The sequence below is a fragment of the Caulobacter sp. FV1ye13L genome (assembly GCF_058681155.1).
The window spans coordinates 2,000,706-2,023,188 of record NZ_CM178732.1 but is presented as its reverse complement, the minus strand read 5'-3'; the positions used below and the strand labels follow the sequence as shown (position 1 = coordinate 2,023,188).

At 68.6% G+C, this 22,483-nt stretch carries 22 protein-coding genes; 9 read left to right on the top strand and 13 right to left on the bottom strand.

Going from position 1 to position 22,483, the window contains the following annotated elements; all coding sequences use genetic code 11:
- Nucleotides 1–71: 71 nt before the first annotated feature.
- The 5 genes from ACW176_RS09705 (at nucleotide 72) to nadC (ending at nucleotide 6,627) form a co-directional block, all read left to right on the top strand.
- On the top strand, nucleotides 72–2,345 hold the full coding sequence (locus ACW176_RS09705) for a hybrid sensor histidine kinase/response regulator (RefSeq protein WP_492111804.1): 2,274 nt from the start codon (nucleotides 72–74) through the stop codon (nucleotides 2,343–2,345).
- Nucleotides 2,346–2,525: 180 nt separating this feature from the next.
- On the top strand, nucleotides 2,526–3,611 hold the full coding sequence (gene nadA, locus ACW176_RS09700; protein ID WP_492111803.1) for a quinolinate synthase NadA: 1,086 nt from the start codon (nucleotides 2,526–2,528) through the stop codon (nucleotides 3,609–3,611).
- Nucleotides 3,612–3,644: 33 nt separating this feature from the next.
- The gene (locus ACW176_RS09695; RefSeq protein ID WP_492111802.1) at nucleotides 3,645–5,159 is read left to right on the top strand and encodes an L-aspartate oxidase; all 1,515 of its coding nucleotides are present in this window, start codon (nucleotides 3,645–3,647) and stop codon (nucleotides 5,157–5,159) included.
- Between the two features lie 29 nt (nucleotides 5,160–5,188).
- Nucleotides 5,189–5,782, top strand: a complete 594-nt coding sequence (locus tag ACW176_RS09690; protein ID WP_492111801.1) for a Uma2 family endonuclease — start codon at nucleotides 5,189–5,191, stop codon at nucleotides 5,780–5,782.
- Nucleotides 5,779–6,627, top strand: a complete 849-nt coding sequence (nadC, locus tag ACW176_RS09685) for a carboxylating nicotinate-nucleotide diphosphorylase (RefSeq protein WP_492111800.1) — start codon at nucleotides 5,779–5,781, stop codon at nucleotides 6,625–6,627. Before ACW176_RS09690 ends, nadC begins: the two co-directional genes overlap by 4 nt.
- Before the next feature lie 146 nt (nucleotides 6,628–6,773).
- Here nadC and ACW176_RS09680 read toward each other — a convergent pair whose 3' ends face one another.
- The 3 genes from ACW176_RS09680 to ACW176_RS09670 all read right to left on the bottom strand — a co-directional run bounded on the left by ACW176_RS09680 (nucleotide 6,774) and on the right by ACW176_RS09670 (nucleotide 8,973).
- On the bottom strand, nucleotides 6,774–7,190 hold the full coding sequence (locus ACW176_RS09680) for an MAPEG family protein (protein ID WP_492111799.1): 417 nt from the start codon (nucleotides 7,188–7,190) through the stop codon (nucleotides 6,774–6,776).
- A 200-nt stretch (nucleotides 7,191–7,390) separates the two neighbouring features.
- Nucleotides 7,391–8,239 carry a prephenate dehydratase gene (locus tag ACW176_RS09675; protein WP_492058180.1) on the bottom strand — a complete coding sequence of 283 codons (849 nt, stop codon included), beginning with the start codon at nucleotides 8,237–8,239 and terminating at the stop codon, nucleotides 7,391–7,393.
- Nucleotides 8,236–8,973 (bottom strand): 3-deoxy-manno-octulosonate cytidylyltransferase, encoded by a 738-nt coding sequence (locus ACW176_RS09670; RefSeq protein ID WP_492111798.1) that lies wholly within the window; start codon nucleotides 8,971–8,973, stop codon nucleotides 8,236–8,238. Before ACW176_RS09670 ends, ACW176_RS09675 begins: the two co-directional genes overlap by 4 nt.
- Nucleotides 8,974–9,118: 145 nt before the next feature.
- On the opposite strand from ACW176_RS09670, the gene ACW176_RS09665 reads away from it, so the two are divergent.
- Nucleotides 9,119–9,784 carry a c-type cytochrome gene (locus ACW176_RS09665; protein WP_492111797.1) on the top strand — a complete coding sequence of 222 codons (666 nt, stop codon included), beginning with the start codon at nucleotides 9,119–9,121 and terminating at the stop codon, nucleotides 9,782–9,784.
- 190 nt (nucleotides 9,785–9,974) lie between these two features.
- On the opposite strand, the gene ACW176_RS09660 is transcribed toward ACW176_RS09665, so the two are convergent.
- Together ACW176_RS09660 and ACW176_RS09655 are read right to left on the bottom strand one after the other, a co-directional pair.
- Entirely contained in the window at nucleotides 9,975–10,811 is an 837-nt protein-coding gene (locus tag ACW176_RS09660) for a C40 family peptidase (RefSeq protein WP_492111796.1), read from the bottom strand.
- On the bottom strand, nucleotides 10,808–12,220 hold the full coding sequence (locus ACW176_RS09655) for a leucyl aminopeptidase family protein (RefSeq protein ID WP_492111795.1): 1,413 nt from the start codon (nucleotides 12,218–12,220) through the stop codon (nucleotides 10,808–10,810). Before ACW176_RS09655 ends, ACW176_RS09660 begins: the two co-directional genes overlap by 4 nt.
- A gap of 83 nt (nucleotides 12,221–12,303) precedes the next feature.
- Between ACW176_RS09655 and ACW176_RS09650 the strand changes: the two genes are divergently transcribed.
- The 3 genes from ACW176_RS09650 (at nucleotide 12,304) to ACW176_RS09640 (ending at nucleotide 14,840) form a co-directional block, all read left to right on the top strand.
- Nucleotides 12,304–13,122, top strand: coding sequence for a tetratricopeptide repeat protein (locus tag ACW176_RS09650; RefSeq protein WP_492111794.1), 819 nt, complete (start codon nucleotides 12,304–12,306; stop codon nucleotides 13,120–13,122).
- A gap of 82 nt (nucleotides 13,123–13,204) precedes the next feature.
- Entirely contained in the window at nucleotides 13,205–14,638 is a 1,434-nt protein-coding gene (locus ACW176_RS09645) for a hypothetical protein (RefSeq protein ID WP_492111793.1), read from the top strand.
- A gap of 10 nt (nucleotides 14,639–14,648) precedes the next feature.
- Nucleotides 14,649–14,840, top strand: coding sequence for a hypothetical protein (locus ACW176_RS09640; protein ID WP_492111792.1), 192 nt, complete (start codon nucleotides 14,649–14,651; stop codon nucleotides 14,838–14,840).
- Here ACW176_RS09640 and ACW176_RS09635 read toward each other — a convergent pair.
- The 8 genes from ACW176_RS09635 to ACW176_RS09600 form a co-directional block, all read right to left on the bottom strand.
- On the bottom strand, nucleotides 14,837–15,031 hold the full coding sequence (locus ACW176_RS09635) for a hypothetical protein (protein WP_492111791.1): 195 nt from the start codon (nucleotides 15,029–15,031) through the stop codon (nucleotides 14,837–14,839). The two genes, ACW176_RS09640 and ACW176_RS09635, sit on opposite strands and share 4 nt — an antisense overlap.
- A 117-nt stretch (nucleotides 15,032–15,148) precedes the next feature.
- Nucleotides 15,149–15,958: a LytR/AlgR family response regulator transcription factor gene (locus tag ACW176_RS09630; protein WP_492111790.1), complete on the bottom strand. Its 810-nt coding sequence runs from the start codon at nucleotides 15,956–15,958 to the stop codon at nucleotides 15,149–15,151.
- A 23-nt stretch (nucleotides 15,959–15,981) separates the two neighbouring features.
- Nucleotides 15,982–16,650 (bottom strand): DUF2306 domain-containing protein, encoded by a 669-nt coding sequence (locus ACW176_RS09625; protein WP_492111789.1) that lies wholly within the window; start codon nucleotides 16,648–16,650, stop codon nucleotides 15,982–15,984.
- Nucleotides 16,651–16,723: 73 nt separating this feature from the next.
- Nucleotides 16,724–17,707, bottom strand: coding sequence for a type II secretion system F family protein (locus tag ACW176_RS09620; protein WP_492111788.1), 984 nt, complete (start codon nucleotides 17,705–17,707; stop codon nucleotides 16,724–16,726).
- Nucleotides 17,708–17,719: 12 nt separating this feature from the next.
- Nucleotides 17,720–18,697, bottom strand: a complete 978-nt coding sequence (locus ACW176_RS09615) for a type II secretion system F family protein (RefSeq protein ID WP_419320134.1) — start codon at nucleotides 18,695–18,697, stop codon at nucleotides 17,720–17,722.
- Between the two features lie 3 nt (nucleotides 18,698–18,700).
- Entirely contained in the window at nucleotides 18,701–20,194 is a 1,494-nt protein-coding gene (locus tag ACW176_RS09610) for a TadA family conjugal transfer-associated ATPase (protein ID WP_419320133.1), read from the bottom strand.
- Between the two features lie 6 nt (nucleotides 20,195–20,200).
- Entirely contained in the window at nucleotides 20,201–21,781 is a 1,581-nt protein-coding gene (locus tag ACW176_RS09605) for a CpaE/TadZ family protein (protein WP_492111787.1), read from the bottom strand.
- Nucleotides 21,781–22,479, bottom strand: coding sequence for a CpaD family pilus assembly protein (locus tag ACW176_RS09600; protein ID WP_492111786.1), 699 nt, complete (start codon nucleotides 22,477–22,479; stop codon nucleotides 21,781–21,783). The genes ACW176_RS09605 and ACW176_RS09600 overlap by 1 nt, the downstream gene beginning before the upstream one ends.
- Between the last annotated feature and the right edge of the window lie 4 nt (nucleotides 22,480–22,483).

Here is a 22,483-nt window from a genome sequence, read left to right as displayed (position 1 = left end):
GTGAACGGCTTCACGGTCTCATTAGCGCGTGGCTGATCCCTCCCGTTCCACCGCCCGCCTGGCATTGCGCCGTGGCGGCGCTGATCGCGGTCTCGGCGGCCGTCCTGATGCGGATTGCGCTTCTGGGCCTGAGTGGCGGACTCGGGGCGACCCAGCCCTTCTTCCCGGCCATCGTGCTGGTCGCCCTCTATGCCGGCTGGCGGTGGGGCCTGGCGCCCATCATCAGCGGCGCGGCCTTCGGCTGGTGGCTGTGGGGAGGCCGCTACGGCGAAACCCTGTCGGAGGACGAGATCGCCAGCATGGTGATCTTCCTGATCTCGGCCGCGATCACCCTGGTCGTCGCCGAGGCGCTGCGCGGAGCCATGCTCAGCCTGGCCCAGGCGCGCCGCGAGCGGCAAGACGCGCAGGTTCGGCTGGAACTCGTCCAGACAGCCGCCAGCGTCGGGCCCTGGGAATGGGATATCGTGACCGATAGCCTGCACCTTTCGGCCAGTGCGCGGCGAAACCTGGGCCTGCCGCTGGATGAGCCAATCGACTGGCAGCGCATGAACGCGGCATTCCATCCCGACGATCGCCAGATGGTCCGCGACAGTATCCGCGCCTCGGTGCGCCAGGGCGGCCCGTGTGAGGTCGAGTTTCGTCTGGCGGATCTGAGCCAGGGCGAGCGCTGGATTCATGCCCGCGGCGAGGTGCTTCAAAACGCGGCAGGCCGCTCGGTCCAGATGCTGGGCCTGAACTTCGATGTCACCAGCCGCCGCCGCGACGATGAACGCCTGCGCGAGAGCGAAGCGCGGTTCCGTAGCCTCGCCGACAGCGCGCCGGCCCTGATGTGGATGTCGCGGGTCGACGGCCAGCGCGAGTTCGTCAACAAGGCCTATGCGGACTTCGCCGGAATCGACTACGAGACGGCCCTCCACCTGGACTGGCGTACCCGACTGGATCCGCGCGACCTGCCCGGCATCCTCAAGGGCCAGATCGCCGGCGAGGGCTCACGCAAGCCGTTCTCGCTCGAAGGTCGCTATCGCCGCGCCGATGGCCAGATGCGCTGGCTCAAGTCGTTCTCCCAGCCACGGCTCAACCCGGGCGGCGGCTTCGACGGCTTCATCGGCATCGCCTTCGACATCACTGACGCCAAGCAGGCCGAGGCGGATCTGGCGGGGGTCAATGAACTGCTGGCCGAGCGGGTGCAGGCCGCCGTGGCCGAGCGCGACGCCGCCCAGGCCGCCCTGTTCCAGTCGCAAAAGCTGGAGGCCATCGGCCAGCTGACCGGCGGGGTGGCCCATGACTTCAACAACCTGCTGACCGTGATCATCGGCGCGCTGGACGTGGTGGACCGCAATCCGGACGACCTGGCCCGGCGCCAGCGGATGATCGCCGCCGCCATGGCCGCCGCAAAGCGCGGCGAGAAGCTGACCCAGCACCTGCTGGCTTTCGCCCGCCGCCAGCCGCTGCGCCCCGAGGCCTGCCCGATCGACCGCCTGATCGCCGAGAGCGAGGGCCTGCTGCGCCGCGCCCTGGGCGACGCCTACGGCTTCCACCTGCGGCTGGGCGGCGGCGTGCGCAACGCCCTGGTCGATTCCGGCCAGTTCGAGGCGGCGCTGCTGAACCTGGTGGTCAACGCCCGCGACGCGACCCCGGCCGGCGGCGAGGTGACCATAGAGACGCGGCCCGTCACCCTGACCCAGGCGGTCGGCGACGTTGGCCCGGGCCAGTATCTGCGCGTCGCGGTGCGCGACACCGGCTCCGGCATGGACGCCGCGACCGCAGCCCGGGCCATCGAACCCTTCTTCACCACCAAGCCGCCCGGCGAAGGTACGGGCCTGGGCCTGTCGCAGGTCTATGGCTTCGCCCGCCAGAGCGGCGGCTCGGTGGATATCGAGACCCGGCCAGGCCAGGGCACGACCGTGGCCATGCTGCTGCCCATCGCCGAGGCGGCCGACCTGACCGTCGGCGGAACCGTCATCGACCCTGTGGCCGGACAGGTCCCGTCGCGCGTGCTGCTGGTCGAGGACGACTCCGAGGTGGCCGAACTGGTCGAAGCCATGCTCCAGGAACTGGGTCATACGGTGATCCGCGCCGGCGGCGTGGACGAAGCGCTGGAGCGCCTTGAGCAAGACGCCGCCATCGATCTGGTGCTCAGCGACGTGATCATGCCCGGCGGCCGCAGCGGCGTGGATCTGGCCGAGCACCTGGCGACGGCTCGCCCCGGCCTGCCGGTGGTGCTGTGCTCTGGCTATACCGGCGGCGAACAGGGCCGCGCCCAAGCCGGCGCCTGGCCGTTCCTGAGCAAGCCGTTCTCGCTGGACAGCCTGGCCAGGGTGCTGACCGAGGCGCGGGCGGGTTGAGGCGTTAGGGGCCGGGACGCCCCAGCAACACGCCCCTTTGCATTCCCATCACAAAGGTCTATATGTCGTTTCGTCACTTATGCTCAATTTCAGCATAAGCCGAGCGTCGGAACGGTTCACCCTGCTCCGGCGTTTTTTGAGACCCTGGAAATGCTCAGTTTGAGCATAACGGAGAATCTGATGGCCGACGGTTTTGCCGCGCTGGACTTTACCCCTGACGTCGAGGCTCAGACCTCGAAGATCTGGGACAAGGTGAAGAACCACGTCACTCCGATGGAGTGGCGGCTGCACGCGCCCCTGATCGCCGAGATCAACCGGCTGAAGCGCGAGAAAAACGCGGTCATTCTGGCCCACAACTACATGACCACCGAGATCTTCCACGGCGTGGGCGATTTCGTCGGCGACAGCCTGGCCCTGGCCCGCGAGGCCGCCAAGTGCGACGCGGCGGTGATCGTCCAGGCCGGCGTGCACTTCATGGCCGAGACCAGCAAGGTGCTGGCGCCCGACAAGCGCGTGCTGATCCCCGACCTGCTGGCCGGCTGCTCGCTGGCGTCCTCGATCACCGGCGCCGATGTGCGGATGATCAAGGCCCGCTATCCGGGCGTGCCGGTGGTCACCTATGTCAACACCACCGCCGACGTGAAGGCGGAAACCGACATCTGCTGCACCAGCGCCAACGCGGTGCAGGTGGTCGAGTGGGCGGCGCGCGAGTGGGGCACCGACAAGGTCATCCTGATCCCCGACGAGTTCCTGGCCCGCAACTTGGCCCGCCAGACCGACGTCAAGATCATCGCCTGGCAGGGCCGCTGCGAGGTGCATGAGCGCTTTACCCGCCAGGACATCCTGGACCTGCGCGAAAGCTATCCCGGCGCCGAAATCCTGGCCCACCCCGAGTGCCCGGCCGAGATCCTGGAAGAGTCCGACTTCGCCGGCTCGACCGCCGCGATGAACGACTATGTCATCCAGCGGAGGCCGAAACAGGTGATCCTGATCACCGAGTGCTCGATGGCCGGCAATGTCGAGGCCGACGCGCCCGACACCGACTTCATCAAGCCCTGCAACCTGTGCCCGCACATGAAGCGGATCACCCTGCAGAACATCTACGACGCCCTGGTGTTCGACCGCTACGAGGTGACGGTGGATCCCGCCATCGCCTCGGCCGCACGCCTGGCCGTGCAGCGGATGATCGACCTGCCCCCGCCGCTGATCCCCGCCCGCTACGACCTCGTGAAGGCTCGCCATCACGTGGACGTGGAGCTGATCTAGTCCGTTTGAACCGGACGGGTTGTGGAGTTTGAGATGACCGACCGTGTGATCTTCGACGGTCCCGTGATCCTCGGGGCCGGCCTCGCGGGCCTGACCGCCGCCCTCGCAGCGAAGCGCGCGATGGTGCTGTCGCCGGCGCCGCTGGCGACCGGCTGCTCCAGCGCCTGGGCGCAGGGCGGCATGGCTGCGGCCCTGTCGGCTGACGACACCCCGGCGCTGCACGCGGCTGATACGGCCGCCGCCGGCGCCGGTCTGTGCGACCTCGAGGCCGTCGACCTGCTGACCCGCGAAGGACCGGACGCCGTCCGCGCCCTGGCCGCGCTGGGCGCGCCGTTTGACACGAAGGACGGCGATTTCACACTCAGCCTGGAAGCGGCGCACTCCAAGGCCCGCGTCGCCCGCGTGGGCGGCGACGGGGCCGGCGCGGCGATCATGGCCGCCGTCATCACCGCCGTCCGCGCCGCGCCCGCCATCGAGGTGCGCGAAAAGGCCCGCGCCCGCCGGCTGCTGCAGGACGCGACCGGGCGCGTCGTGGGTGTGCTCGCCGAGGTCGATGGCGAACTGGTCGAGATTCTGAGCCCCTCGGTGATCCTGGCGACCGGCGGCGTCGGCGGCCTCTATGCGGTCACCACCACGCCCGCCGAAGTGCGCGGTGAAGGCCTGGGCCTGGCGGCGCTCGCCGGCGCGGTGATCGCCGATGCCGAGTTTGTCCAGTTCCACCCCACGGCCATCGACATTGGCCGCGACCCCGCTCCACTGGCCACCGAGGCCCTGCGCGGCGAAGGCGCGATCCTGCGCAATGCAGACGCCCGCGCCTTCATGGCCGACTATCACCCGGCCCGGGAACTGGCCCCGCGTGACGTGGTGGCCCGCGCCATCCACGCCGAGCGAGAGGCCGGCCGAGGCGCCTTCCTCGACGCCACGGTCGTGGTCGGCGGCCACTTCCCCAAGGAATTCCCGGCCGTGTTCGAAGCCTGCATGAGCGGCGGCGTCGATCCGCGCCGCGCCATGATCCCGGTGGTTCCGGCCGTGCACTATCACATGGGCGGCGTGGCCACCGATCTGGACGGCCAGACCTCCCTGCCCGGCCTTTACGCCGCCGGCGAGTGCGCCGCCACCGGCGTGCACGGCGCCAACCGCCTGGCCTCCAACAGCCTGCTGGAAGCCGCCGTGTTCGGCGCCCGCGCCGGTCGCGCGGCGGCGAAAGAGCTTCATGCAGCCGGCCAGCCCGTCGCGCTGGACCCGACGCCCGACCTGCCCGCCGATGCTCTGCAGACCCTGCGCAAGGCCATGAGCCGCGACGCCGGCGTGATCCGCGACGCTGGGGGCCTGACCCGGCTGCTCGGCGTGATCGAGGCTCTGGAAGCCGCTTATGGCCGAGGTCCGATCCTGGCCGCCGCACGGCTGATCGTGACGTCAGCCTTGGGCCGCCACGAAAGCCGTGGCGGCCACAGCCGCGCCGACTTCCCCGCCACCGACCCTGCCGGCATCCGGACTTTCGTCACCCTCGACGGACGCGAGCCCGGCTTGCGATACGCGGCGGAGTAGGGGTACGTTTCGGGAACGGAGATGCGATCATGACGACGATGAACGCGGGTTTCGAAGAACGCGGCGACAGCGAGTTCCTGTTCGACTTCGAACAGTTTGAACTGATGGACCAAGCTGGTGTGTTCTCCGGCGTCCAGGGGCGGGTCGAACTGATCGAAGGGAAGATCATCCAGATGGCCCCGGCTTCGATCGATCATGGCGGCGCCAATGCCGACGTTGTGTTCGCAATCGAAAACGCCTTGCGCGCGCTCTCGCCACGACCAGCCCTCAAGGTCATCGTCAACGCCACCTTGCGGATCGGTCGGCATAGTGCGCCGCTGCCGGACGTCTTCGTGATGCGGAAGTCCGAGGGCGAAAAATACGCCCAGGCCAAGCAGTCGGTGTTGGTGGTGGAGATTTCGGTCGCCACGCGCGGCAGCGACCTAACGGTCAAGAGTCGCCTCTACGCTCAAGCTGGCATACCGGAGTACTGGGTCGTGGAGCCCAAAGCCCGCAAGGTCAGTGTCTTTCGAGAACCCCAACCGGATGGGACCTGGGCTTTGACGACCATCCTGGAAGGCGACGCGACCGTCTCGCCGCTGTTCGCCCCGCAGATCAGTATTCCGCTGTCGGAGTTGTTTTGACGCTTTCCCCCCTCCCCGACCTCCTTGTTCGCCCGATCATCGAACTCGCCCTAGCCGAGGATCTCGGCAGGGCCGGCGACATCACCGCTCAGGCCTGTATCGACGCCGACGCCCGGCTGTCGGTGGCGTTCGCCGCCCGCCAGGACGGCCGCGTCGCGGGCCTGTCCTGCGCGCGCCTGGCCCTGGCGGCGATGGACCCGACGGCGAGCTTCGAGATCGTCACCCCCGACGGCGCCGACGGCGCGCCGGGCACGGTGTTGGCCCGTGCCGAGGGCAATGCACGCGCCGTACTGGCGGCCGAGCGGACCGGGCTGAACCTGCTGGGCCGGCTGTCGGGCATCGCCACCCTGACCCGCTCCTATGTACGTCTGGTCGAGGGCACGGGCGCGACCATCGTCGACACCCGCAAAACCACGCCGGGCCTGCGGGCGCTTGAGAAATACGCCGTGCGCTGCGGCGGCGGGATCAATCACCGCTTTGGCCTGGATGACGCCATCCTGATCAAGGACAACCACGTCGCCGCCTGCGGCGGGGTCGGCGAAGCCGTCCGCCGGGCGCGGGCTTTCGCCGGGCATCTGGTCAAGGTCGAGGTCGAGGTCGACGGCCTAAACCAACTGGAAGACGCGCTGAAGCACGGCCCGGACGTTGTGATGCTGGACAATTTCAGCCTCGACGACCTGCGGACGGCCGTGGCTCTCGCCAAGGGCCGGGCGGTGCTGGAGGCGTCGGGCGGGGTCAACCTCACCACCGTGCGGGCCATCGCCGAGACCGGCGTCGACGTGATCAGCGTCGGGGCCCTGACCCACTCGGCGCCGGTGCTGGATATCGGACTGGACGCGGTTTGAAGCGCTTCAAATAGCCAAAATTCTTGTCATCCCGGAAGCCGCGCAGAGGCTGTCCGGGACCCGGGGGCAACCGCAATGCGGCGGCTCCTGGGTCCCGGCTCTCCGCTACGCTGCTGCGGGGATGACAAGATTATAAGTGGACTGCGTTAGCCCCAGATCTTCATCAGCTCCCGCACGACCATCACCGCCAGGGTAATCGTCGAGGTCGCAAACAGCAGGAACCGCAGGTTCACGACGTTCACCGTCACCTGAACCAGGCTGTGCAGCACCCGCAGGCCCACATAGGCCCAGGCCAGCTTCATCGCCAGATCGTCGCCATGCCCGGCCACCGCGATCGCCAGGGCGGCGGCGTAGAAGATGGTCGGCTGTTCCATCAGGTGGTTGTAGTTATCGGCCGCCTGGCGAGCCCCGGCCGGCAGCACGTCCAGCGAGCCCGGAAAGGCCGCGTCCTGCGGCTTGACGCCCGCCTTGGCCATCGCCGGAATGCGGCGGATATACATCCAAAGCCAGATCACCAGCGACCAGGCCACCAGCGCCATAACCGGCGCGATCATCGTATTCATGGAGCGTCCCTCCCCGGACGTTTTGTTTGTGCGGGGAGCTTAGGCGAAGAACGGCGTTACTGCGAAGCTTGCCGTGTGGGAAAGATGCTCCCCCTCTGGGGGAGCTGTCGCGGAGCGACTGAGGGGGATAGCTGGACCTAGGCCGCGCTGCCCCCTCCGGCCCGCTGGGCCACCTCCCCCAAAAGGGGAGGATCTAGCGCCTACGTCCGGTCCCGGAACGGATCGGCCGGATAGACGCCCAGGATCTCGAACTTGTCCGAGAAGAACTTCAGCTCGTCGAAGGCCAGGGCCAACGACCGGTCTTCCGGGCGGCCGTCGACCTCGGCGTAGAAGAAGGTGGCCGTGAAGGCGCCGTCTTCCATGTAGCTTTCCAGCTTGGTCATGTTGACGCCGTTGGTCGCGAACCCGCCCATGGCCTTGTAGAGCGCGGCCGGCAGATTCCTGACCTTGAACACGAAGCTGGTCACGCAGCGATGGGTGAAGGCCGGCGGGGTCGGGGTCGTCTCGGCCGTCATCACCAGGAAGCGGGTGGTGTTGTGGCGCTCGTCCTCGATGTCGCTGGCCAGGATGTCCAGGCCATAGATCTCGGCGGCCAGGGCCGGGGCCACGGCGCCGCGGGTCGGGTCGGGCTTCAGGGCCAAGGCCTTGGCGGCGCCGGCGGTGTCGCCCGCGCCTTCGGTGGCCACACCCAGCTTGCGCAGGCTGTTGCGGCACTGGGCCAGAGCGATCGGCATCGAGGCCACGACCTTGATGTCCTCCAGCTTGACGCCCCTGTTGGCCATCAGCTGGAAACGGATCGGCTTGAAGCGCTCGCCGATGATCTTCAGGCCCGAGGCCGGCAGCAGGTGGTGCACGTCGGCGACGCGGCCGGCGATCGAGTTCTCGATCGGGATCATGCCCAGCTCGCAGACGCCGGTCTTGATGGCCTCGAACGCCTCCTGGAAGGTGGCGCAGGGATAGGCCTCATAGTCCGGAAAATAGGTGCGGCAGGCCTCATGGCTGTTGGCGCCGGGTTCGCCCTGGAAGGCGATCTTCTTGAGGATGCTCATGCTTGTTTTCCGGCCTGCAGACGCGCGGCTTCGAGATCAGAGGGATTATCAACGGAGATCGGCGCTTCAAGGGCGACGGCGGCGCGGATCGTCATGCCCAGCTCCATGGCCCGCAGCTGCTCGAGCTTCTCGCGCTTTTCCAGCGGCGAGGGCGACGCGGCGTTGAACGCCTCCAGCGCCTCGCGGCGATAGCCATAGATGCCGATATGGCGCCAGACGGGGCCGTCGCCATAGAGGGTGGAGCGGGTGAAATAGAGGGCGCGGCCGCTCTTGCCGTCGTCCTCCATGGCCAGGATGGCTTTCACCACGTCGGGATTGGTCCGGTCGGCCGGCGAGGCCTCGGCCGCCACGACGGTGGCGATGTCGCAATCGCCGAAGTCTTCCAGCAGGCCGGCGCAGGCCGACAGCACCGACGGATCGACGAACGGCATGTCGCCCTGCAGATTGATGACCACGTCGTGCTCGAAATGGGGATCAAGTTCAGCCAGGGCGGCGAGGATGCGATCAGACCCCGAGGGCAGATCCGGGTCGGTCAGCACGGCGCGACCACCTGCCGCACGCACGGCCTCGACGATCTCGATATCGCCCGCAGCCACGGCCACCGGGCCGATATTGGCCTTGAGCGCCTGGTTCAGAACGCGGACAATCATCGGCAACCCGCCGATATCGGCCAGCGGCTTGTTCGGCAGGCGGGTCGCCGCCATGCGGGCGGGGATCAGGACGATAGGGTTCATGAGGTCAATATCGCTGCTGCCCGGTTGCGCGAGGGGCGGTAGCGTGTAAGAGACGCGAGCGCAATAAGAGGCGCGCGCGGGGGATTCCTCGCCGCGGGTTTGGGCCCCGCCTCAGGCGGGCCGGTAAGAGGCTGACAAGGCTGAGATGAGCGACCTGACGTTCAACAAGATTGCTGGCGGCGTGCTGCTGACCGGCCTCGTTATTTTCGGTCTGCGTGAAGCATCGACCGTCATGTTCCAGAAGCACGACCTCGAAAAGGCCGGTTACGAAATCGCGGTCGAAGAGTCGACCGGCGGCGGCGCCGCCGCTGTCGAGGTCGCGCCCGACTGGGGCACCGCCCTGCTGCTGCCGGCCAATATCGCCGCCGGTCAGGCCGTCGCCGCCAAATGCGCTGCCTGTCACAAGGTAGAGGCTGGCGGCGCTAATGGCATCGGTCCCGGCCTGTACGGCATTCTGGGCCACCAGCCCGGTTCGCACGCCGGCTACGCCTATTCCGGCGCGATGAAGGAATTCGGCGCCAAGAACCCGGTGTGGGACTATGACCACATGTACGAGTTCCTGAAGGCACCCGGAAAGTACGTCTCGGGCACCAATATGAGCTTCGTCGGCCTGAAGAAGCCGGAAGACCGAGTGGCGATCATCGCCTATCTGCACAGCCTGGGTTCGACCCTGCCGGTGCCGGCGCCCAAGCCGGCCGAGGCTGCTGCTCCCGCGGCTCCGGCCGAAGGCGCTCCGGCGACGGCCCCGGAAGCCGGCGCAGCCGCCGCTGGCGCGCCCGCCGCTCCGGCTGCGGCGCCTGCCGCTCCGTAGCGGACGTTTCGTCGAGACAAGATCAAGGGCCGCGAAGTTCGCTTCGCGGCCCTTTTTCGTTTTCCGACCGAAGATCCTCCCCTCCCGGGGGAGGTGGCCCGAAGGGTCGGAGGGGGCAACGCGACGTCGGCCGTGAAGACCCCCTCAGTCACTCCGTGACAGCTCCCCCAGAGGGGGAGCATCAAACCGCTCAGACCCGGCGGTAGCCCAGCGGCGCGCCGACGCCGGCGGCCTCGATGCGGGCTATGGCCTGGGCCAGGGGCTCGATGGCCGTGGCCATGTGGTGGGCGTTGGCGTGAAGGATGGTGTCGGGGTCCAGCAGGATCGCCACGTGGCCCTTCCAGAACACCAGGTCCCCGCGACGACGCTCCGAGGCGTCGATTTCCGGGAAGAAGCCGCGTTGCAGGTCGGTGTCGCGCGGGCAGGCGCGGTTGCAGGCCGCCAGCGACTGCTGGATCAGGGCCGAGCAGTCCAGACCGAGCGACTCGCGTCCGCCCCACTGATAGGGCGCGCCCAGGAACCGCTGGGCGACGGCGACATAGTCACTCTCGCCCCTGCCGACCGGCGTCAGATGCGCCTCGATGAACCAGCCCGAGCGAGCGCCCCGGACAAAGCGCCCCTCGCGCGCCTCGACCGTCACCAGGGCATTGAGGCTGTAGAGGCCGACAATGGCCGACTTGATGTCGGGCTCACTGAAGCCATAGGTGCGGATCGCCGACACCCGATGGGTGGGCGCCAGGACGGGCGCCGACAGGGCGTCGCTGGTGACATAGCCCACATAGCCGTCGCGGCGGGCCTGGCCGAAGGCGAAACCGTCGACCTCGAACAGCACGTCGAAGCGCTCGCCAAAGGCCAGCTGGTCTTCCTGCTCGGCGTCGGGGGCCGGCGCCTTGCGTATCGAGGCGATCGGGGCGCTGGCCTGCATCGGCGCGGCGGCGGCGAAGCGCTCGGCGGAGACCACGCCCTCCAGCCGCACATCGGCCAGGCCGTCGCGGATCAGAGTCAGGCGACGGTCAGGCGGGCTCACGCCGGGAACCGGGTCTTGAGCATCGAAAACAGCGCCCGGATCGCCTGGGCCTCGCCGCCGCCGGGATAGCCCGGCCGGCTCTTGGGGTTCCAGGCATAGAGGTCGAAATGGGCCCAAGGCCCGATGCCCTCACCGGTTGGCGCGAACCGCTGCAGGAACAGGGCCGCCGTCGTCGCCCCGGCCTGGGCCCAGGCGGCGGAGTCGTTCTGCAGATCGGCGATCTCGCTCTCGATCGACTCGCCATAGGCCTCGGTCAGGGGCATGCGCCACAACAGATCGGCCGTCGCCTTCGAGGCCGTCTCGATCTGTCCCGCCAGCCGGTCGTCGGGCGTCCAGAACGGGATCACGAACGGCCCAAGGGCCACGCGCGCCGCCCCGGTCAGGGTGGCTAGGTCCAGGGTCAGGGCGGGCTTGTGCTCGGCGGCGCGGGCCAGGGCGTCGGCCAGGATCAGGCGGCCCTCGGCGTCTGTGTTGCCCACCTCGACGGTGAGACCGGCGCGGGTCTGCAGCACGTCGCCGGGGCGCATGGCGTCGCCGCTGATGGCGTTCTCGACCACCGGGGTCAGCACCACCAGCCGCACCGGCAGTCTGGCGCCCATCACCATCCGCGCCAGGGCCAGGGCGTGGGCCGCGCCGCCCATGTCCTTCTTCATCAGCCGCATGCCCGATGAGGGCTTGATGTCCAGACCGCCGCTGTCGAACACCACGCCCTTGCCGACCAGGGCGACCACCGGATGGGCCGGGTCGCCCCAGCTCATTTCCAGAATGCGCGGGGCGCGATGCGGCGCGGCGGCGCGGCCCACGGCGTGCACGGCGGGATAGTTCTGGGCCAGCAGATCGTCGCCGACGATGACCGACAGGGTTGCGCCGTGCTGCGCGGCAATCTCGCGGGCGATGGTCTCGATCTGCAGCGGGCCCATGTCGTTGGCCGGCGTATTGACCATGTCCTTGGCCAGGGCGCAGGCTTGGCTGATCGCGATGACCGCCTCGATGTCGACGCCCTTGGGGGCGACCAGGCGAGGCCCGGCTTCACCAGACCGCTTGCGATAGCGATCAAAGCGATAGAGCCCCAGGGCGAAGGCCAGAGTCGCCTCCTGGGCGTCCAGGCCGCGCGGCAGGCGGGCCAGACGATAGTCCCCGGCCGGCAGCTTGGCGGCCAGAGACCGGAACAGGCCCGGATCAACGGCGGCGCGGGTCCCCAGCCCCATCAGCACGCGTTCGACCTGACCGCCGGGCCCGGACAGGACCAGCACCTGACCGGCCTTGGCCTTGAACTGGGCCTGGGCGGCCAGGACCCTGGCCGACGGCCGGCGCGCCGCCAGGAAGGCTTCGAGCTCGGCCTCGAACAGCGGGTGGACCGGGAGGCCGCCTTCAGTGGCCGTGGCCAGAATGGGGGAGCTGTCCAACATGTCGCGGCCCTTGGAAATTATGCTTAACGATTCCTTGAGGCCGCGCGGCGAGGATGCGGCAACCCTTCGGAGACTCGTCTTCCATGTGTCGCAAGCGCGCGCTCCTCGCAACCGTTCTCGCTCCGGCTCTGCTGATGCTGGGCCCCCAGGCCCAGGCCGGCGCCGCCAAGACCCCGCCCGCCGCCGTTGAGCCGGCTGTGTCGCGCAAGGCCAGCCCGGCCCAGCGGACCGAGATGCGCCGCGCCGATCCCCTGGCCCGCGCCGCCTTCTGGGGCGGCGAGTTCGAGACCGACGGCCGCGACGCCGAGGCGGGCGTCGCCCTGGCCCAGGCCCTGCGGGCCATGGGTCGTTATGACGACGCCGCCGAAGCGGCCGGCAAGGTGCTGATGGTCGAGCCCGACAATCTGGACGCCCTGCTGGAATCGGCCCGCGCCCATATCGCGCGCGGCCAGGGCTTCTACGCCGTCGAGCCGGCCCGTCACGCCGCTGTCCTGGCGCCCAAGGACTGGCGTCCCCAGTCGCTGCTGGGCGTCGCCTATGAGCAGGCCCAGCGCGACGAAGAGGCCAGCGCCGCCCACCGTCAGGCCGTGACCCTGGGCCCCAACGAGGCCGTGCCCAACGCCAACTACGCCATGCACCTGGCCAGCCAGGGCGACATGACCGGCGCCGAGGCCCTGCTGCGCCGCGCGGCGGTCATGCCCGCCTCAAGCATCCAGATCCGCCAGAACCTGGCCCTGGTGATCGGCCTGCAGGGCCGCATCGCCGAAGCCGAAAAGCTGGCCCGCCAGGACCTGCCGCCCGAAGCGGTGGCCAACAACCTGGCCTGGCTGCGCGCCGCCACCAGCCAGCCCAGCCCGACGGCCCAGTCCCGAACCTGGGAAGCGATGAAGTCGGGCGGCTGAAGAAATACAGCCCAAGCGAGAAAATTGCCTGGACTCTTCCTGATTTCTAAAGAACGCTGTTCTCGGACTGTTGGGGGGCAGCATGAAATCGCACGGAATTACGCAAGGAATCCGGCTGGCCTTGGCGGTCGGGACGCTCGGCCTGGGCGCGTGTTCGGCCAATCATCACTCGATCTATCGCTGGCAGCCGGTGCCAACGGCGGAGGCCGCCTATGCCCTGGTCGACGCCAAGCAGCGCGCGATCATCGGTCTGCCGCGTCCCCTGAATCCACCGACGACCGACCCCAAGACCGAGCAGAAGTTCGTCGTCTGCGCCGAGCCCAGTCCCGACGTCTTCAGCGCCCTGGCCCAGTCGCTGGCCGCCAGTGGCTCGCTGGGCAAGTCGGCCGATCCGGCGACACTGCAGGTGGCTGGCAGCCTGGCCGGCACGACCTCGGAACAGGCCTCGACCCTGGCCCGGACCCAGACCGTCAACATGCTGCGCGAGGTCATGTACCGAACCTGCGAGCGCTACATGAACGGCGCGATCAGCGAACTGGAAATGCCTGTCCAGGCGATCCGCGACCAGCGCATGATGGTCAGCACCTTGGCCATCGAGCAGTTGACGGCGGCCGCGCGGCCGATGGTGGTGGTGATCGGCGGCGCTGGCGTCGCGTCGGCCGGGAGCTCAACCCAGGACGCCGTCATCAAGGTCAGCCAGGCGCGTGACGCCGTGGTGGCGGCCGAGAAGATCAAGAAGGACAAGCAGGACGCCTATGACGGCATCAAGGAAGCCTGCCTGGCCATCGACAAGAAGGTGACCGACGGGACGGAGCTGACCGCCGACGAGAAGAAGAAGCAGGGTGAGTGCTCCACCGCGAAACTGGCTTTGGCCAATGCCGAGACCGATCTGAAGACCAAGTCCGACTACTACGCCAATCTCGGCAAGGTCGCCTCACAGGGCGGCGCCGGCCCCGCCTCGGCCAGCGCCGCCCTGATGACACCCGTGATCGACGGCGACGCCAGAGCCCAGGCGGCGGCCATCGAAGCGGTGGCCCTGGTGGTCGATAGTATCGTCCAGCGAAACTATGACCAGCAGGGCGAAATCCTCATGGTCTGCCTGAAGGTGATCCAGAGCAACGACGCCAAGTTCGACCCCTCCCGCCCCTTCTGCAACGATCTGCTTAAGCAGAGCATCGCCACGGCCAAGGCCGAGGCCGAAGCCGACGCTGCGGAGGCCGACGCCAAGGCCGCGACGTTTAAGCTGGAAGTCCTGGAGGCAAAGAGGGCGATCGTCGCAAGGACAGGCACGCGGTTCGACAAGTTCTGGCTCAAGGTCGCCGCCCCCGACGGCAAGACCGTGGACGCCACACGTCTGGGCGAGGCGATCGACGCCTACGTCAAGGCCCATCCGAAGCAGGCCAAGCTTCCGACCATGAGACGGCTCGGCGCCATGAAGACCGTGGCCACCCGCACGGAGCTCATCGACGCCTTCGCGGCGCTGCCCATCGAATACCAAATCGAACTTGCGAAGTAGGAGACCGGACATGGCAGATATCGGAATTCTCGTCGCGCCCTCGCGGAAGGCCCTGCACGCCTTGGCTGAGCTCTCCGGCCTCGAGATCATCGACGAGCGCCAATTCGAGACGCTGACCACATACAAGACCGACGAGTATGCCGACGCCGGCGCGATCGAGACCGCCGACGCTGGCTGGGTCGGGCTGGCGCGCGTGCCCTAGTTCAGCGCGCGCTCGAGGACCTTGGCCGCGTCGGCAAACTGCTGAAGCAGCGGCATGGACACGCCCTCGCGGACGACCACCGCCATGGTCGCCGCCAGCGAGAAGATCAGGGCCGTCTCGACCGCTGATCCGCCGACCTCGTCACGCGCGAGGTTTCGATCGCGAAGAGCCCGCTTGCCGCCGATCTTCATACTGACTGTCCCACAATGGCAAACCACTGGGCGACGCGGCGCAAGAAGGGCGCCGTAGAGAGCGCGACAGCCGAAAGCGTCAGCGGTTTCGGCTATCGCGCGTCGAGGATAGAGGCCCTATCTGCCTAGCCGGGCCAGCAGATCGTCGCGATAGGTGCGGCTGGCGACCAGTTCGGCGCCGCTCTCCATCGTCAGCCGCCATGAGCCGTCCGACAGCGACTGTGTCTCGCGAACGCGCGCCAGATTGACCAGGGTCGAGCGATGGCTGCGGGCGAAGATCGCCGGGTCCAGCCGTCCTTCCAGGTTCTGCAGCGTCTCGCGGATCAGGCCCTCGCGCTGCGCCCAGTGCACGACGACATAGTTGCCGGCGGCCGAGAACCATTCCACGCGGGACAGGTCGACCGGCGTCCGGCGCGATCCGGTCGAGACCATCAGGCGCTCGGCCGGGGCGGCCTGGCGCGCCACGACCCGCCGCGCCTCGGTCAGGGCCGTCTCCAGTTGGTCGGCGCGGGCCTGAGCCTCGACGGCCCTCTGGCGGTGGGCCGCGGCCAGACCGGCGGCGGCCAGGGCGGTGTAGAGCAGGATCGAAACGGGTGAGCGGCTCAGGGCCCGGGCCAGCCCTTCGGCCATGCCGCCGGCCGACGCGCGGTACGTCATGTCCACCCAGGCCGCGCCCAATGATTCCAGGACCACGACGGGGATCATCGCCAGGGCCAGGACCGCGACGCCTCGCCCGTCTGCCCCGAAGCGCCGCAGGATCGCCCAGACCAGGCCGGCTACGGGCAGCCACAGGGCGTAGCTGGCGCCCTGCCACGACACCGACTCGACCAGGCTGATCGGCGCGCCGGCCGCCCGCGCGGACCGGCGCGCGAACCAGGCGGCGCTGAAGGTGGTGACGACATAGCTGTAGGCGCCAAAGCCCCACATCCAGGCGGCGGTCGAGGCGCGCTTCAGGCGGGCGAAGGGTCGCGGCGGCGGCGCAGGGCCCGCGACAGGATCCAGATCACGGCCAGGGATTGAAACACGAGGGTCGGCCAGAGCTGGCTCCAGGGGGTCGGCAGGAAGGTCAGGAAGTTGCCCGAGAAGGCGCTCATCACCGCCCCGTAAGCGCTTAGCATCTTCACGAGATGCTCGTAGGTCCAGAGGTCCGGAAAGAAAGGCCACGCGGTGGGGCGGGCAAAGCGCCACAGGTCCCAGCCGCCATAGGTCAGCGCGCCATAGACCAGGGCGGCGGAGACGGCCGTCCTGCCGCCCGTCTGGCCGCGCAGGATCAGCACCAGCACCCACAGGCCCACGCCCACGACGATCAGGGTCAGGATCCAGTCGAGCGCCCTGGCGCGGTCGGCGCGGCGCAGGTCGGGCCGCTTGCGCTTCAGCACTCGCACGCCGGAGAAGGCGGTGATGGTCGCCGTGGCCGTCAGGGCCGCGAAATAGGGGTTGAAGCGCAGCGCCGTCATCACCCAGGCGCAGACCAGCAGCGTCCCCATCAGGCCGGTGAAGATCCAGCCGGACACGCGATGCAGCGCAGACCCCTTGCGGGTGACGATGGGCAAGCCGCCGGCAACGACGGCGACGAGGCCGCAGGCGATATGGAGGGCGAGAGTGGGCTGGAAGATCATGCCGCCGGCATGGCCACTCGCTGGCCTTGCCGCGAGGGATCTGGGACGAAGCGCGGCCCTTGGGGACGGGCCCCTAGCCCTTGCCCATCACGTCCTGGATCTTGATGATCGCCGGACCCAGGATCACCACGAACAGCACCGGCAGGAAGAACAGGATCATCGGCACGGTCAGCTGAGCCGGCAGGGCGGCGGCTTTCTTTTCGGCGGCCGAGAGACGCAGTTCGCGGTTTTCCTTGGCCATGACCCGCAGGGCGCTGCCCAGGGGCGTGCCGTAGCGCTCGGCCTGGATCATGGCTGTGGCGACCGAGCGGATGCCGGGGTGGTTGGTGCGGCGAGCCAGGCCCTCATAGGCCAGGCGCCGGTCGGGCAGATAGGACAGCTCGGCGGTCAGCAGGCTCAGTTCCTCGGCCAGCTCCATCGAGCTGGAGCCGACTTCCGCGCCGACCTTCTGGATCGCCGCCTCGATCGACATGCCGCTTTCAACGCAGATCAGCAGCAGGTCCAGGGAGTCGGGAAAAGCCGCCACGATCGACTCGCGGCGCTTGGTGGCGATGTTGGTGATGTAGACGTTGGGCGCGTAGTAGCCGATGGCCAGGGCCGCGACGCAGGCGCACAGCTTCTGCATGCCCACCAGGCCAAAATCATTGATCAGATAGATGTAGAACGCCGTCACCACCGCGAAGACGAACGGCATCACGAAGCGGAAGAAATAGAAGGTCGAGACCGGCTGTGGTCCGCGAAAGCCGGCCTGGGCCAGCTTGTCGACCACCTTGGGATCTTCCAGCAGGCGTGACAGCTGCAGGCGGTCGACGATGTTCTTGTACAGGCCTTCGTCGGTGTGGCGCAGGGTGCTGCCCCCGCCGCCTTTCTGGACGATGGCCTCGCGCGAGCGGCGGCGCAGCTCCTCGCGGCGGTTGGCCACAGACTTCAGGCGCCCTTCCAGACCCTTGTCGCGCATCAACGGCGCGGCCAGGGTGATCATGGTGGCGAACACCACCAGGGCAATGACCCCCGTGAAGATGTTGGTGGGGTCGGTCAGGACGGCGACGATGTTCATGAGCCCCCTCCCCTAGAACTTGAAGTTGATCATCTTGCGCATCACGAAGATGCCGATGCTCATCCAGATGCCGCCCGCCAGCAGCATCAGATGGCCGCGCTGATCGGTGAACAGCGGCTGCATATAGGCCGGCGAGGTCACGGTGATCAGCACCACAACGCCGGGCGGCAGAGCCCCGATGATAAAGGACGAGGCCACGGCTTCGGCCGACAGCGCCTTGATCTTTTCGCCCATCAGCTTGCGGGCCCGCAGCACGGTCGAGAGGTTGCCCAGCGCCTCGGCCAGGTTGCCGCCGGTCTTGGCCTGGATCGACAGAACGATGGCGAAGAAGCGCAGCTCGTTGGTCGGCATGCGCTCGTACATGCGCTCCAGGGCCACATCCATCGGCATGCCCATGCCGACGTTCTCGGTCAGCATGCGGAACTCGCCGGCCAGGGGCTCGGGGCATTCCTTGCCGATGATCTTCAGGCAGTCATGGACCGGCAGACCCGACTTGATGCCGCGCACGATGATGTCGATGGCGTCCGAGAAGGCCTCGGTGAACTTCTTGGTGCGAGCCGTGGCCAGCATGCCCACGACCCAGCGCGGCAGGCCCAGGCCGGCGGCGAAGGCCGCGCCGAGGGCCAGCAGCGGATGCTGGCCGAGGATGAGGACGATCAGGCCGACGCAGAAGCCCAGCCCCCCGCTGATGATCCAGAACATCTGGACCTTTTCGCCAAGGCCGGCGGCGCGCAGGCGAGCGGCGATGCTCAGCGACGCCTTCTTCTGTCGCCTGTCCTGCTCTTTCAGGGTCTTGAGGATCTGTTTGCGGCGGGCGTCGGGCGTATTGGCCACGGCCTTGGCGCGGGCCCCGGCGGCATGGGCGCCGCCGCCGACGATCGCCTGGGCGCGCTTGGCCGTGCGGGCCGCGTTCTGGTCGCCGCCGGCGAAGGCAAAACCCAGCGCAGTGATGGTGATGAAGCCCAGGACGCCGGCGATCACGAACAGCATGGGCTACTCCGCCGCGTCGAGGGCTTCGGCCAGCTCGCGCTCCAGGCCGTAGTAGCGGGCGCGGTCCCAGAAGCGGGGCCGGGCGATGCCGGTCGAGCGGTGCTTGCCCACCACCTTGCCGTCGGCGTCCTCGCCGGTGATCTCGTAGACGAAGAGGTCCTGGGTGACGATCACGTCGCCCTCGAGACCGACCACCTCGGTGATGTGGGTGATGCGGCGGCTGCCGTCGCGCAGGCGGGCGGCCTGGACGATGACGTCGACCGAACCGACGATCATTTCCTTGATGGTCTTGGAGGGCAGGCCATAGCCGCCCATGGTGATCATGCTCTCGATCCGGCTGATGGCCTCGCGCGGACTGTTGGCGTGCAGCGTCCCCATCGAGCCGTCGTGGCCAGTGTTCATGGCCTGCAGCAGGTCGAAGGCTTCAGGGCCCCGGACTTCGCCGACGATGATCCGCTCGGGACGCATCCGCAGGCAGTTCTTGACCAGATCGCGCATGGTGATCGCGCCCTGGCCTTCCAGGTTGGGCGGCCGGGTTTCCAGGCGCACCACGTGCGGCTGCTGCAGCTGCAGTTCGGCGGCGTCCTCGCAGGTCACCACCCGCTCGGTCGGATCGATAAAGGCGGTCAGGGTGTTGAGCAGCGTCGTCTTGCCCGAGCCCGTACCGCCGGAGATGACGATGTTGCAGCGGCAGGCGCCGATGACGCCCAGAACCCGCGCCCCTTCGGCGCTGATCGACGCATAGTCGACCAGGTTCTTCATCGTCAGCTTGTCCTTCTTGAACTTCCGGATGGTCAGGGTGGGACCATCCAGAGCCAGAGGCGGGGCGATGACGTTGACGCGGCTGCCGTCGGGCAGTCGGGCGTCGCAGATCGGCGAGCTTTCATCGACCCGGCGGCCGACCTGGCTGACGATCCGCTGACAGATGTTCATCAGCTGCAGATTGTCGCGGAAGCGCACATTGGTCAGCTGGACCTTGCCGCCCACTTCGATGAACACCCGGTGGGCGCCATTGACCATGATGTCGGCGATGTCGTCGCGGGCCAGCAGCGGCTCCAGAGGGCCATAGCCGAGGACGTCGTTGATGATGTCCTGGACCAGGTGCTCCTGTTCGGAGACCGACATCGAGACGTTCTTGATCGCCACCAGCTCGGCGACGATGTCCCGGATCTCTTCCGCGGCCGCCTTGACGTCCAGCTGGGCCAGCTGGCTCAGGTCGATGGTGTTGAGCAGGGCGTTGAAGATGACGGTCTTGGTGGCGTGGTAGTAGTCGCTTTGCTCGCGGACGATGGTCGTGGTGGGCGGCGCACCCTGCGCGGCGCGCAGTTGCTCCAGCCCCGGCGTCGCCTTGGGCGGGGCAACCTTGGGCGACGGCGCGGCGCGATCCTGAGCCGGCTCGACGCGCTGGGGACGCGTAGCGATCGCCGACCCGTCGGTCGGCGCCGGGGGCGGCGCGTGACGGTCCGTTGCGGGGTTCTGATCGCGCTTGCCGAACATCCGTCGCTATTTCTTCCTGAACAGACCCGACAGCATCGAGGCCTTCTGAACCTGCGGCGGTTCGCGACGGCTGATCAGCTGGGCCAGGTGGTCGATGCCTTCGGCGGCCTTGGACTTGGGCGCGACCTCGCCGACCATCTGGCCATTATTGGCGGCCTGACCGAAGGACTTGGGATCGAAGGGCAGGACGAGCGACGGCGCGACGCCCAAGGCCTCGCCGAAGTCCTTGACCGGGATCTCGGGACGGCCGGGCACGCCCACCTGGTTGAGCACCAGGCGCGGCGGCGCGTCGTTGGGGCGGGCCTGGCGGACCATGTCGATGATGTTCTTGGCGTTGCGAAGCGAGGCCAGATCCGGCGTGGCGACCACGACCAGATCATCCGAGCCGATCAGCACCCGCCGCGTCCAGGCCGCCCAGCTGTGGGGCAGGTCCAGAACCACGAAGGGCGCGGCGCCGCGGATCTTCTGGGTGACCTCTTCATAGGCCTCGGCGCTGATCTCATAGTCCTGGTCGAGGGTCGCAGGCGCGGCGAACAGCGACAGGCGATCGCCGCAGCGGACCATCATCCGGTCCATCAGCACGGGGTCGAGGCGGTCGGGCTGGCTGAGGGCGTCGATCACGCCCTGCAGCGGGTCCTGGTTGAAATCGAGCCCGGCCGTGCCGAACGGCAGGTCCAGATCGACGATCACCGTGGCGGTCTGCATGCGCTCGGCCATCGACCAGGCGAAGTTGTGGGCCAGGGTCGAGGCCCCTACCCCGCCCTTGGCGCCGACAAAGGCCACCTGACGGCCGACGAAGGGCGCCGACGGGTCGGCATAGAGGCCGGAGACGGCGCGGATGATCTGCAGCGGGCCCAGCGGCTGGGTCAGATATTCGCTGACCCCGCGACGCATCAGCTCGCGATAGAGGGCGATGTCATTGGTCTGGCCGATGACCACGACCTTGGTGCCCGGATCGCAGACCTGGGCCAGGGCGTCCAGCAGGTGCAGCAGGCGCTGGGCGCCGTCATGGGTTTCCACCAGCACCAGCGAGGGGGTGGACTGGTTTTGATACAGCTCCACAGCGGCGTCGAGGCCGCCCACGCGGACGATGGTCGAGGCCCGGGCCATCCGGCGGTCGGCGGCGGCGACCTCGATCAGGGCCGAGGTCTCGGGCCGCACGCAGAAGGCGTGGATGGTGATGCGCGGCACCGCCATCTCGCCCAGGGCGGCGTCGCTGCCGCTCAGGCTGTCATGCGGGGACGGCTCGGGCAGCGGCGGTTCGTACGAGGGCGGCGGGGTCATTTCAGCGGCGGGCGCGCGCCGACGCTCGGGCTGCGGCATGGCGGCGGCGGGCGCCGGGCCTCTAGCCTGGGCCTGGGCCTGGCGCGCTGCGGCGGGCGCCGCGAACGGGTCCTGCGCGGGCGCGGGCCGCTCATCGCGCGGTCGGGCCGGCGGGAAATCGGCAAAGGGGTCGTCCATCCCGCCCTGGGCCGGCGACAGGGCCGGCGCGGACGAGCGCCAGGGATCGGAGCCGGCTGAGGTGAACTCGTCGGCGGCCTCGAACCCTAGGTCGAACGGGTCATGATCCGAAGGAGGACGCGGCATCAGTTGATCGCCTTGGAGACGGCGCCGGTGGCCTGCTCGTCCTTGGACGAGGAGGTGACCTCGCCCTTGCGGTACTTGCCCAGGACGATGTCGCGGCGACCCGCGTCGATCGGGGTCGAGTCGCGCGGACGGATCAGGTCTTCTGGATTGGCGATCTGGGCGGCGAGATTGGCGGCCACGGCGCAGCCGAAATTGCCATAGGTCTCGTTCTTGCGGGTGGCCGTGAGGTTTTCCCAACGACCGCAGGTGGGGCCTTCAGCGGTGAAGATCTCGAAGCCGACGCGCATCGGCGCCACAGCCTGGCCGCCGGCGTCATAGCCGACGATCCTGACCTGGGCCGGGGCCGCGCCATAGAACATCAACCGCTCGCGGATCTGCGCGGCCATGCCGCCAGCCGCCGAAGCGTCGCCGCCGCCGATGGGGGCGCTGACCACGATCTCGCGCGCCTGGGCCGACAGCCAGCGACCGACCAGGGCCGACAGCGCCTGGTCCTGGTTGGCCGACACGCCGGTGGCGTGCACCGCCAGCTGGATCTCGTCGGCGCGGCCGTCGACCTTGATCTGGTCGCGCCACTTTTCGGTCTCGGTGCGCGAGGCGGGCGCGGAAACAGGCGGTTCAACGCCGGCGCTGGCGCAGGCCGACAGGCCCAGCAGTGCGGCGCCGAGGAGAAGGACGCGTTTCACGGGGTGCTTGCTCATGTCC